The organism is Cellvibrio sp. GW822-FHT04B05 (genome assembly GCF_058800985.1).
On record NZ_JBXAMU010000006.1, the window covers coordinates 112,777 to 125,828 of the forward strand.

Sequence of the window (13,052 nt, forward strand, 5' to 3'; positions counted from 1 at the left end):
TATTGCGCAAATGTTACCGGTAACAATAAAAGTATTGCGCATGAGTATTTCCAACATCATTTCCAGCTTCAGCTTGTTCTATCGCCCGGATGCGGTAGTTGAATCCGCCCGTTCTGAAAATGAGGCAGTAAGCACGTCCAATGCGGCCACACTTAAAACTGCCTTGAGCAGCAATGGAGAACGCTTTCCGCTCTCGCTGCGCGCGTTAGGCAAGCGTTATGACAACGAGCGCCAGACTCTGGCGGGTGTGGATCTGGAAGTCAATGCCGGAGAATTTGTAGTACTGGTTGGTCCGTCCGGCTGCGGCAAATCTACATTACTGCGGATGGTGGCCGGGCTTGAAAGCGTGAGCGAAGGTGAAATCCTTATCGGCGATCAAGCGGTTAATGACCTGCCACCGAGCCAGCGCGATATCGCCATGGTGTTCCAGGATTACGCGCTCTACCCACACAAAACCGTATTTGAAAATATTGCCTTCGGCTTGCGTGTGCGCGGTGCGGCAAAAGATGAGATCGAGCGCCGTGTCAGCGAAGTTGCAGCGCAATTACAAATCACCGAATTTTTACCACGCAAACCGGCGGCACTTTCCGGCGGCCAACGCCAGCGCGTCGCTATTGGCCGCGCCCTCGCCCGCCATGCGCGTTTGTTTTTGTTTGATGAACCCCTCTCCAACCTGGATGTAAAACTGCGCAACGAAATGCGCGTGGAAATTAAAAAATTGCATCAGCAATTTGGTATCACCACACTCTATGTAACGCACGATCAAATTGAAGCCATGACCCTGGCAGATCGCATTGCGGTTATGTCGAATGGCAAAGTCGAGCAGTACGGCACGCCCGATGAAATTTACAACCAACCGGCTACGACCTTCGTCGCCAGTTTTATCGGCTCGCCGGAAATGAATTTATTGACGCTGCCCTTGTGCATTCACGCGGGTTCTCATACAGAAAGTCGCGGCGTTTATCTGGGCGATTTATTTCTGCCATTACCTGCAGAATTTTCCGCATATCAAGGCGATAACATTGTTGTCGGTTTGCGCCCGGAAGCTATATTGCGCGCGCAAAGCCAAACAGAAACAACTACAGCCTGCATCTTATTGATTGAGCCACTCGGTGCAGAAACTATTGTGACCTTGACTGTGCACGGCCAACAGGTGACCGGGCGCTGGGCGGCAGATCGCAATTTGGCAACTGCAACTACGTTATCTATCGCTGTGGATAATCAACGCTTGCATTGGTTTGATCCGCAAACGCGCGTGAATTTAGCGCTGCAACTTTTCAGCACTGCAACTTCCGCAGAGGCACAGGCCTGATGAAGCGGCTGCTGTCATTACTCGCGTTCGTGCTGCTAACTGCGAGTTGGCTAGCAAGTGCTGCCGATGCGCCTATCGAATTGCGTTTGTTTGCCGGCGGAAATACCACGCGCCCGGATTTATTGCGCAAACTGCTGGATGATTACCAGGCAAAAAGTCCCGGTGTACACATCCAAATCAGTGTGGGCAGTGCAACGGCTGAATTGCAGCGCAAATATTTAACTACTTTGCTCAACGCTAAAGATTCCACTTATGACGTGTTTATTCTGGATATCACCAGCCCTGCGCAATTTGCAGCAGCCGGTTGGACTGAACCGTTGAATAATTATTTGGGCAATGACGCCGAACAATTATTTACTGAATATTTGCCGGTGTATCGTGAAGCCAATTGGTTTGGCAATCGACTCGTCGCCCTGCCCGCTTATAGCGATGCCATGTTTATGTATTACCGCAAGGATTTACTTGAGCAACATGGCATTAATCCCCCTGAAACATGGGAAGCGTTAGCCAGCGCAGCGCGCACAATCCTCGCCGCAAAAAATGATGCAAACCTGCAAGGTTTATCGATCCAGGGTGCACCCATCGAAGGCGCAGTCTGCACATTCCTGTTGCCTTATTGGAGCCAGGGCTCTGATGTGATTGATCACAACGGTCATCTGAGTTTCAACCGCGTCCATGCCACCAACGGGTTGCAATTGTGGCGCGATCTGATCGCACAAGGTGTTATCAAAAAAACCGTAGCTGAAATTAAAACCGGCGATACTTTAAATGATTTCAAAGCCGGCAAAGCTATTTTTGCCATCAACTGGGGCTTTGCCTGGGACAGATTTCAACGCGATGCCGATTCGCGTGTGCACAACAATATCGGCGTTATTCGCTTGCCGAAAATTACCGGCGGCGAACACGTGAGTTGTATCGGTGGTTACCAATGGGCAGTGTCAGCCTTTTCCCGTCACAAGGCAGAAGCGGCTGCACTGGTGCGTTATTTGGCATCAACAGAAGTCTCTACCTATCTCGCATTAAAAGGCGGCTTATTGCCGACGCGCACCGCACTTTATCGCGATGAAGCATTGAACGCACAAATCCCTTGGCTGCCGTTTGCCGAACCGGTTTTGCTCACTGCTAAATCGCGCCCGGTAACTCCGCGTTATGCAGAAGTTTCCAATGCGGTTCGCTCGGCAACCTCTGCCGTATTAGGAGGCTCAATGAGCGTGACTGAAGGTGTGAGCGATATTGAACGCCGCCTTACCCGCATTCTGCGTAGCGCACCTACATCCTCAACTACAACGGGGGTTGTACAGCCATGATCAGTACACGCCTCGTCAATTTAACTTCATTAAGCTGCAGTGATCGCTGGCTCGGGCTGGCGCTGGTGACACCGGCTGTTATTTTATTGCTCTCACTGGTGGCTTATCCATTAGGGCGAATTTTTCATGATAGCTTTTTTGCCCTGCGTCTCACCGATCAAGCACCGGGATTATTTATCGGTTTGGAAAATTATCTCTACGCATTGGAAGACCGCGATGTGCGCCTCGCAATACTCGTCACTCTCGCGATTACATTAATTACGGTTCCCGGCGCCCTGGTGTTGGGATTGTTGTTGGCACTCGCCGGCAATATTAATTTTCGCTGGCGCTGGCCAATTCGTTTGGCCCTGCTCTTGCCCTGGGTATTGCCGATGAGTTTTACCGGAATGATTTTCGCGTGGTTCTTTCACAGCGATTACGGTGTGGTGAATGATCTGTTACGTCGCTTTGGTTACCAGCCTGTTGCATTTTTGCTTTCACCAGGCTGGGCATTTTTTACCGTCGTCGTTGCTGTCACCTGGAAAACCTCATCATTTGTAGCGCTGATTTTATTACCCGGCTTGCAAACTATTCCACAGAGTTTATATGAAGCGGCAGATCTGGAAGGTGCGAGTCGCTGGCAGCGCTTCTGCCATATCACTCTGCCGTTGTTGATGCCGGCCATTGTGGTTGCACTGATTTTCCGCACCCTGAGCGCTGTACAAACGTTTGATATTCCTTATGCAATGACACAAGGCGGTCCCGGTCAGGCAACGCAGACATTGGCGATGCTGGTGAATACCGTGAGCATGGAATATCTGGATGTCGGTTACGGCTCATCATTAGCTGTGCTGCTGTTTTTAATGTCGCTGATTATCAGCCTGCCCTACCTGAAACATTTGCGGAGGAGCGTGTGATGAACACAAGAAAATTCTCTTCACATTTGTTGCTGTGGTTGATATTAGCGATTGTACTGGTCAACGGATTATTTCCAGTGATCTGGATTTTTCTCACCTCGCTAAAAACCGAAGTAGAACTGGCGGCAACACCAATCACCTGGCTACCGGAACAGGCATCACTGGCAAATTATCAACAAGCGTTTAGTCAACAACCCTTGTTGTTATTTCTCGGCAACAGTTTGGCGATTGCGTTGTTATCGGCATTGTTAGCACTTGTTATTTCCATCGGTGCTGCTTATGCGTTTGCACGTCTCGCTTTACCCAAAGCGGGATTATTGTTAATGGGATTGATCGCACTCGCCATGTGCCCGCCCGCAACATTACAAGTACCGCTCTTTGAAATGATGCGCGCACTCGGCTTATTAAATACCTGGCTCGCATTGATTTTGCCCAACGCAGTATTGAGTTTGCCAGTGTGCATTTTAGTGTTGGTGGCGTTTTTCAAAAGCTTGCCCGAAAGCCTTGAACAGGCCGCCATGCTCGACGGCTGCAGTCGCCTCGGCGCGCTTTGGCGCATTGTGCTCCCGCTTTCCTTACCCGGTGTGATTACCGCCGGCACCCTGGCCTTTGTGAATGCCTGGGATGAATTTTTGTTCGCGCTGGTACTTAACGCCGCGCCTGAAAACCGAACCCTACCTGTGGGAATTTTGTTCTACCAGGGCGAATTTACTTTTCCCTGGCCACTTATTTCAGCAGCACTGATCGTGGGCATTGTGCCCCTGGTGGTGTTGATTGCTTTCTCCCAGCAACGGCTGGTCGGCAATCTCACCGCTGGCGGTATGAAAGGCTAACCACACTAAAGCCTCGCTATACAGGAAATATAACGGCCACACCATGGCGATCAGTTTTGCATTCACCACTAGTTATGCGTTAGCAAGAGCGTTAACGCTTTGGGAGATATCATGAGTCATCGCAACTTTTCATCGCAAAGAACTATTCATTTCCGCTTGCGCCCTTTAGCACTGGCTACTGCGATTGCCGCAACACTTCCGGGCATCGCATTTGCACAAACCGGCAACTCATCCAGCACTGTTGTCGATAACACCAAACTGGAAACAGTGACAGTGACTGCAACCCGTCGCGCTGAATCACTGCAAGCCGTACCGGTTGCAGTATCAGTATTAAAAGGTGATGAGCTGGCGAAAACCAATCGCAATAGTGTCGCCACCATCGCTGCCGTTGTACCCACATTAAACTTCCGCACCAATGCATCGAATAAAGATGCATCGCTGTTTGTGCGCGGCGTCGGCACTATTTCCACATCACCCGGTGTTGAACCAACTGTATCTACCGTTATCGACGGCGTGGTGTATGCGCGCGCAGGTCAAGCGACGTTGGATTTATTCAATATCGAACGCATTGAAGTATTGCGCGGACCACAAGGTACACTCTTCGGTAAAAATGCATCCGCCGGTGTGCTCAATATTGTGACCAAAGAACCCACTACCGATACCACCGGTTTTATCGACACGTCTTATTTTGGCGGCGGCGATGAAAAACGTATCAGCGCCGGCATTTCCGGTTCATTAAATGATAATGCGCGCGGCTCATTAGCCGTGTTGTGGGGTGATTATGATGGCAACGTCACTAACGTTTTCAACGGCGATAAAATCAATGGTTACAGTAAAAAAGGCGTTCGCGGAAAACTGGTATTAACCCCTACCAATGATTTACAAATAACACTGGCTGCTGATCATCTCAAATCCGATGACACTATTCCGGTCGGTGTGCTCTATCGCAATAGCACCGCAGCTTATCCAACCGGTGTAGTGACCCCAACCAATCCTGCCATTGTTGCCGGTGGCTCGCCTGTTGTTGCCAGTGAAGAAAATCGCACCATTAATCACAATTTGAAAACCCATGTGGAAGATGAAAACCAGGGCTTGTCTGCACAACTGGATTGGAATTTTGGCGAGCACACATTGACTTCCATCACGGCGTATCGCACCTGGGAAAATACCCAAATTCAGGACGGTGATCGTTTGCCTGCGGTAATTCCAAATGTACAAGCGCAATCACACGACCGCGGCGATGTGGACTTCACACAGCTTTCACAAGAATTACGTTTGGCATCGTCGAAAGGAAATTTTGTTGAATACGTTGCCGGCTTGTATTACCTGACCACGGAGGATGATCAACGTTATCGCCGCGATATCATCACTGTTACCGGTGCACCGCACACCGGCGTAGCGGATTACAATGTCGATACCACCAGCTACTCGGTATTTGGTGAAACCACATTTAATTTCACTAATCGCTTCCGCAGCCTCATCGGTTTGCGTTGGACCAATGACGATATCGAATTTAATCACATACGCGTTTCCACCTCCACGGTATCCCAACCTGGAATTCGCCCGAGTGAATCAGGTTCAGGCAGTACCAGTGAAGATGAAGTATCCGGTCGTGCCGGTGTTGAATTTGATTTAACCGAAGACATTCTCACTTACTTCACTTATTCACAAGGTTACAAAGGCCCCGCGTACAACGTGTTCTTCAACGCAGCGGCTGTAAATGGTGATCATTTGCCACTCGCACCCGAGACATCCGATTCATTTGAATTGGGTTTGAAATCGACCTTGTTTGATAATCGCCTGCGTTTTAATGCAGCAGTATTTGATACCAAATATGACAACTACCAGGCTAACTTTCGCGATCTAGTAGCAGGCACAGTAGTTACTCGTTTAATCAACGCCGGTGAAGTTTCATCAAAAGGTGTGGAAATTGACTTTGAAGCCAAAGTCACTCCGCAATTTACGTTGTCCGGTGCAATCGCCAAAATCGATGCGCGCATTGATGAATTCAAAATCCCGTCAGGTTTAACACCGGCACAAATCGCAGCAGCCAATGTAAATGGCAAACCGCTGCCTTTCTCGCCGGATGTAAAAGGCAGTGTGCAAGCCAATTACGCCATCGAACTTGGCAACGGTTTGATTATTGATTTGGGCACCGATTACAACTGGCAAAGTGAAGTGCAATACGACCTGAGCCAAACGCCGGATACCATCCAGGATTCCTACGGCATCTGGAACGCAAGTATTGCATTGTCTGATCCGGATAAAGGCTGGCGTGTTGCATTGCTCGGTAAAAACCTTGCCGACGAATCTTACGCATCCTTCTTGCAACAAGCTAACGGTGGCCTCTACCGCGCAGTACCGCGCGATGACGAGCGTTACTTCGGCGTAAATGCGCGCTGGGATTTTTAAACAACCAATGTCTAACAATTGACTTTAAGCAAGAAAACAGAATTCATCGCGAGGTAAATTCTGTTTTCACTCCGCTTGCGGATAAAGCCACGGGGCATCCATCACTACAAGGTTTTTTGTGAATAACTATTTTACAAATAATCTTCTTAACCAATCGGGATTGCTATGACCTCTTCAATCACGTCAACAACCGCAGAACAAGCCACACCGCGCCAGATTAAATTGGGTGCATTTTTAATTCCCACTGGCCATCACGTCGGCGCATGGCGTCACCCTGATGTACCGGCGGATAGCGGCCTGAATTTCGCGCATTACAAACATCTCGCCCAAACAGCAGAACGCGCTTTATTTGATGCAGTATTTGTTGCCGATAACGTTGCCGTTACCCTGGGTAAAGGCGCCGACAAAGTTGCACGCGCTGATTATTTTGAACCACTCACGCTTATGGCAGCGCTCTCTGCCGTGACAGAACATATAGGTTTGATTTGTACACAAACCACCAGCTTTAATGAGCCCTACCACATCGCCCGCAAATTTGCGTCGCTCGATTATTTAAGTAATGGCCGCGTAGGTTGGAATCTGGTTACCTCCGATGCCGCTGCCGAAGCTACCAATTTTGGCCGCGCCGAACATTTTGCTCACGCAGAGCGTTACGAGCGCGCGGAAGAATTTTTTGAAGTTGTCAGTGGTTTGTGGGATAGCTGGGATGACGATGCCTTTATTCGCAACAAAACCACCGGCCAGTATTATGATCCGCAAAAACTGCATGTGTTAAATCACACCGGTAAACATTTTTCTGTCAGTGGCCCACTCAATGTTGCACGTCCTGTACAAGGCCGTCCGGTAATTGTACAAGCAGGTTCATCTGAAGCTGGTCGCACACTCGCTGCGCGCACTGCGGATGTAGTCTTTACCGCACATCCGGCGCTCGCACCCGCGCAGGATTTTTATCGCGATATTAAAAACCGCGCGGCGCAATTCGGACGCGATCCTGATTCAATAAAAATTATGCCCGGTATTTATGTCGTTGTTGGTAAGACCGAACGGGAAGCGCAAGAAAAATTCGAACAGTTGCAACAACTCATCGACCCCGAAGCCGGTTTGGCATTACTCGGCCGCATGATCGGCAATTTCGATTTAAGCGGTTATCCACTCGACGAACCGCTACCCGAATTGCCCCTCACCGAAACCGGCCAGCGCAGCCGTCAAGCACTGCTCACCAGTTTAGCAAAAGATGGCAACCTCACCATTCGCCAGCTTTACACCCGTATTGCGGGTGGCCGCGGTCACAACGTAGTGATTGGCACTGCCGAAACTGTTGCCGATGTCATGCAGGAATGGTTTGAACAAGGTGCCGCCGATGGCTTTAATGTGCTCTCGCCTATGTTGCCAAGTGGTCTGAACGATTTTGCCGATTTGGTAGTGCCGGAGTTACAAAAACGCGGACTGTTTAGAACCGAATATGAAGGGTCAACGCTGCGCGATCGCCTTGGTTTGATTCGACCAACCAGTCGTTACGAATAATCTCTCAGCTACTGGTAGATAATTTCCTTGTTAACTATTTGATCGAACCTCATTAACAGCGGGGTTCGATTATTTGGAATTATGTTATGCATATAGTTGGCTTTTCCGGTGGCCTAAGCACACCATCGCGCACTCTCGCACTGGTAGAGGCAATCTTAAAGGGATTCGATGCAGTGATAAAAGAAAATCCTGCAGCGGCGAACGCGCAGAAAACCCTGATCGACTTTGCACCAGTTGCGAATCAATTTGGCGCAGCACTTACGCGCGAACAATTATCCAGTAAAGCGCTGTCATTATTGGAATTAGTAGAAAATGCCGATATTTTGGTAATTGCGTCGCCTATTTATAACGCAGCTTATCCTGGTTTATTCAAGCACTTTTTTGATTTGATAAAACGCAAAGGCCTTGAACATAAAACGGTGATCATCGCCGCCAATGGCGCCAGCGCCCATCATGCCCTGGTAATGGAGAGCCACTTACGGCCATTATTTAGCAGTCTTGGAGCGTTTGTAGTCCCTACTGGCATTTATAGCGAAACCAATGACTTCATTCACTATGTTCTTACCAAAGACACAACTATTGCACGGATAAAAGATGCCGTGGTTGAATCGCTGCTCATCAGCAAAAATCTGATCTGTGCCTCAAGCAGATCTGTCACCCAACCATCCACCATCTCACAAATTTGAGAATTAGCTCGTAGCACGTGAAGGAACTATATCTAATCGGTCGCACAGTTGCTCACACCTCGTGATTGAGGATATTGCGAACATCTCTAACAATCTTTCAATTTTCAACACTTCTGTGGCTATTCCTACAGGCCCTGTAAAGAATAATTAAATCTTCGTTTAAACATTACTGTTGAAAATCAATAAAGTATTTTTTGTATTTTTGATTTACAAACATTCATGCTATATCACCAACATATTTTTTTAATTTAAGCGCCACCCAAAAATACTTATCTTGTTAACTGCTTGAAATAAAGCACGCATAAAATACCTTTTAGCTGGTTCGGTAATTGCAAAAGGCATGGCTCATTATTTATCTGGAGCAACCGATGAGACCATTACTTCTAAAGCGAAAAAAATTGAAACCGAATCTACTTGTATTGGCATTAACAAGTCTGGTTTGTGCCACGCCGCATAGTTTTGCGCAATCAGCCACAACGGAAAATGATGCTAATCATAGCGATACGAGCCTACAAGCTGATCAAGTGGATGAACTAATTGAAACTGAACCCACAGCAGTGGGTGAAGTTACACTGACAGCAATTCGCGATGCAAAAAATCTGCAACGTGTGCACAATGAACCGGTTTCTGTATCAGTTGTCACCGGCAAAGAATTGGAACGCGAATTAGCAGCAGATTACAACGCAATTACCAAACGCCTTGCTAATGTGAGTTTTAACCAGGCAAACACGCGCAGTGCAACATTATCCATTCGCGGCATCGGCAAGCGCGGTTCAGCAGAGGTACAAGACCCGAGTGTGTTGGTATCACTCGATGGAATTAGTTTTGGACTTATTTCGCTGGGCAATTTTGAATTTTATGATATCGAAGCTGTAGAGGCTTTTCGCGGACCAACAGGTACACAAGGTGGAAAAGGCGGCAGCGCCGGGCAAGTTTCTTTCACAACACGTCGCCCTTCATTTACGCCCAGCACGGATTTTTCCATCGGCTTCGGGCAATCGGACAATATGGTTGCGCGCGTTGCTACCGGCGGACCGCTGGTTGACGATTTAATTGCATGGCGCGGCGCATTATTAGTGAGTAAAGGCCAGGGCTACTATCGCAACCAATATGGTTTTGATGATAACCGCACTTTCTATAATAAAGATCGCGCTGCCGGTCGCGTGCAACTTTTATTTACGCCATCCGATGATTTGAACATTCGCCTTAGCTATGACCGCCAGCCTAAAGGCAACCAATTGGAAAATGGTTTAACGTTCCGCCACGATCAACCGGAGCATTATGACAATGGAACTCTGACAGACCCCAACGGCACCACAGCGCGCGCAAAACTTTATGGCTTTACTAACAATGCAGGCACGTGGACCGGTGCACGCAGTTGGTTTGCCGAACGCCCCAGCCCCGAAACCGGCAATGCAAATTACAGTTACTACGGTGATTATCTGGTGGAAGAAGGTACCGGTGGTCGCGTGGCGTTTAATGAATTCCAGGGGCAATACAATTCGACCGGTGGTAGCTCTGCAGATATTGACTGGGAAGTGGCTGATCACATTGTCAAATCACTGACTGGCTATCGCTTTTTTTATTTTAATGCACATAACGATGAAGGAACGCCGTTTGATATCAGCAAACACGGTGGTGGCGGAATCCAGTTCAAACAATACAGCCAGGAATTTTCCATCAGTTCGATAAAAGGTGGAGAGCTTGATTACAAAGCCGGTATTTTTTTATATGAATCAGAAACAGAAATTGATAGCCGCACCGGTTGGGGTAGCGATGCCGGTGCCTGGTTTGCCACTAACGCACAATATAATTTGCTTGAGCGCAATGCCGGTATTAATCGTGGCGCAGGTCTCGCGTTATTGAAAGATTCACTCAATGATTTATTTAAAGATGGCAACACCTGGGTTACTGCAAAAAGTAATGCTGTATTCGGGCAAGCCGATTGGCACTGGAACGAAGCCGCAACATTTTCAGCGGGTTTACGCGTGGGTACAGAAGATCGTTCCACCGAAGATGATGTTCCACTGGCGAGTAATGGTTCCGGTGGCTTGCTTAATCCCGATGTAGTACGCGGTCTTAATCTGGGTGGCTTTGCGTCCACCAACAACGGTACTCTCGGCAAACAAATCAAAAATCCAGATGGCACTACTAGTAGTGTAAATAACAACACTCCGGAACAGCTTGGGGTAGCGGATAAAGTTGCCAATAAATATTACGGTGCAACCATTACTGCAATTCCCGGTGAAGCTTATAACAGCCTCAGCGCAGCACAAAAAGCACAAGTGGGCGCTGCAAAAGGTATACGGGCTACACAACTTGGCCAAGTATATCGCAATGTCATCAGTTATTACGATGATACGTTATACACAGCGAATATAAGCCAAAATTATAAGTTCAACGATCAAGTAACCGGTTATGTTACCTGGCAACACGGTGAAAAATCGGGGACCGCATTTAATATCAATGGCGTTCCAACTGGAGTAAAACCGGAAAAAACCAACGCATTTGAAATTGGAGTAAAAACTTTTTTATTTGATGAAACACTGACATTCAATGCGGATATTTACGTGGCAGATCTCACCAACTATCAACAATCCGTACGCCTCGTTGATGAATTTGCAACTGAGGTTGCGATTGGTGATTTACCCGCAACAGCCACTGACGCCGAAAAAAATGCCGCTGTTGTTTACGTGACCGCACAAGGTAATGTTCCGGAAATTCGTACACAAGGCGTGGAGTTTGATGCAAATTACAATGGCATAGAAAATTTAACCCTGCGTATCAGCGGCGCCTATAACGATGCACATTACGTGGATTTTAAAAATGTACCCAAGCCGGATGAACTTGCCTATTTGCCCGATCCCTATATAGATCGTTCCGGCCAAACAATTCCCGGTGCCTCCGAATGGACAGTGAATGCCGGTGCTGAATATACCTATCCATTAAATTGGGCAAACGTTCGCTCCAGCCTCAATGCAGCCTATATCAGCACGTATAATATTGGTGATACCTATTCAAAATACGGTGATTTGCCCTCCTATGTCATCACCGATTTTTCTATCGGTTTGACCAGCAAAAATAATGAATATGATTTAAGTCTGATCGTAAAAAATATTTTTGATGAAAGCCCCCATGAAGTTGGTTGGACCAGTTATCAACCATTCCTGCATCGCCGCTGGGTGGGTGTGGTATTTAGCAGTCACTTCTAATATCACGCTAGTAAAAAATTGCTGATACTGATCAATTAAAATGATCAGTATCAGCAACTGCGTATCGCGTCAGGATTTTACTCGACGCAGGAAGATAGATTGGAATTATTCAACGCCACCGGCAGCGACTATAAATTACTCGCGATGTTCATGGCAGGACTGACAATATTTTTACCGGTCGTCATCGCCCGGATTAAACACGCAGAATCAGGTAATAAAAGCCGCGACCCAATCCTTGTCGCTAGCTTTTATCGAGCAGAGACTGTCTGGTAAAGAACAATCCCTTGAACATTGGCAGCAACAACATAAGACCTTGTTAGCGGACTACCGATTAATTAGCCAGAACGAAATCTACTTCATTAATTTGCTGCAGTTGGCTTTGGTGCTGGCTTCTGAATCTTGGTAACCGCTTTACCGCCTTGCTGCTCATAATTTTCTGAACCGGCAGCACCAATCACTTTGTAACCTTTGCTGGTTAACAAATCACCTGCGGCAAAAGCGCGACCGGCGTGGTTAGATACGGTAATAATGCTGCGGTCTTTAGGGATGTAAGCCAGGTTTTTTTCCAAATCGACATACTGAATGTTCAAATAAACCGGAAAACTCCCGAAGGTAATCAGCTCATCGGGACGACGAATATCAAGTACCAAAACCTGATCGGGCTTAGCCAGCCATTGATCGATTTGGGCAACGGTTAATTCAGGTGTTTTGTATTTAACGGCAGGCTTGTTAGCAGCATTGGTTTGTGCAAATACAGTCGGGACCAAAACAAAAGCAATAAACGAAAGTGCGACAAATATTTTTTTCATAGTAAAGTTACCTTGATACCTGATTAAGTGATTTTTGCTTAACAAAATTGAATTCTTAACA

Annotated in this window: 10 protein-coding genes; 9 read left to right on the top strand and 1 reads right to left on the bottom strand. The window is 47.6% G+C overall.

The genetic code is table 11. The features are described 5' to 3' along the window. Positions 1-40: 40 nt before the first annotated feature. The 9 genes from AC1RJL_RS18540 (at position 41) to AC1RJL_RS18580 (ending at position 12,455) form a co-directional block, all read left to right on the top strand. Positions 41-1,312: an ABC transporter ATP-binding protein gene (locus AC1RJL_RS18540; RefSeq protein WP_492916784.1), complete on the top strand. Its 1,272-nt coding sequence runs from the start codon at positions 41-43 to the stop codon at positions 1,310-1,312. Beyond that, on the top strand, positions 1,312-2,619 hold the full coding sequence (locus tag AC1RJL_RS18545) for an ABC transporter substrate-binding protein (RefSeq protein WP_492916786.1): 1,308 nt from the start codon (positions 1,312-1,314) through the stop codon (positions 2,617-2,619). Before AC1RJL_RS18540 ends, AC1RJL_RS18545 begins: the two co-directional genes overlap by 1 nt. Continuing rightward, positions 2,616-3,515 (top strand): carbohydrate ABC transporter permease, encoded by a 900-nt coding sequence (locus AC1RJL_RS18550; protein ID WP_492916788.1) that lies wholly within the window; start codon positions 2,616-2,618, stop codon positions 3,513-3,515. Before AC1RJL_RS18545 ends, AC1RJL_RS18550 begins: the two co-directional genes overlap by 4 nt. Next, positions 3,515-4,348 carry a carbohydrate ABC transporter permease gene (locus AC1RJL_RS18555; protein WP_492916790.1) on the top strand — a complete coding sequence of 278 codons (834 nt, stop codon included), beginning with the start codon at positions 3,515-3,517 and terminating at the stop codon, positions 4,346-4,348. Before AC1RJL_RS18550 ends, AC1RJL_RS18555 begins: the two co-directional genes overlap by 1 nt. Before the next feature lie 111 nt (positions 4,349-4,459). Beyond that, on the top strand, positions 4,460-6,760 hold the full coding sequence (locus AC1RJL_RS18560) for a TonB-dependent receptor (protein WP_492916792.1): 2,301 nt from the start codon (positions 4,460-4,462) through the stop codon (positions 6,758-6,760). Positions 6,761-6,925: 165 nt separating this feature from the next. Next, the gene (locus AC1RJL_RS18565; RefSeq protein WP_492916794.1) at positions 6,926-8,284 is read left to right on the top strand and encodes an LLM class flavin-dependent oxidoreductase; all 1,359 of its coding nucleotides are present in this window, start codon (positions 6,926-6,928) and stop codon (positions 8,282-8,284) included. A gap of 86 nt (positions 8,285-8,370) precedes the next feature. Further along, entirely contained in the window at positions 8,371-8,970 is a 600-nt protein-coding gene (locus tag AC1RJL_RS18570) for an NAD(P)H-dependent oxidoreductase (protein WP_492916796.1), read from the top strand. 398 nt (positions 8,971-9,368) lie between these two features. Then, positions 9,369-12,182, top strand: coding sequence for a TonB-dependent receptor (locus AC1RJL_RS18575; RefSeq protein WP_492916798.1), 2,814 nt, complete (start codon positions 9,369-9,371; stop codon positions 12,180-12,182). A gap of 99 nt (positions 12,183-12,281) precedes the next feature. After that, positions 12,282-12,455 (top strand): hypothetical protein, encoded by a 174-nt coding sequence (locus AC1RJL_RS18580; RefSeq protein WP_492916800.1) that lies wholly within the window; start codon positions 12,282-12,284, stop codon positions 12,453-12,455. An 86-nt stretch (positions 12,456-12,541) separates the two neighbouring features. Here the strand turns inward: AC1RJL_RS18580 and AC1RJL_RS18585 are convergent, their stop codons facing one another. Beyond that, a complete protein-coding gene (locus AC1RJL_RS18585; protein ID WP_492916802.1) occupies positions 12,542-12,991 on the bottom strand; it encodes a rhodanese-like domain-containing protein in 450 nt (149 codons plus the stop codon). Between the last annotated feature and the right edge of the window lie 61 nt (positions 12,992-13,052).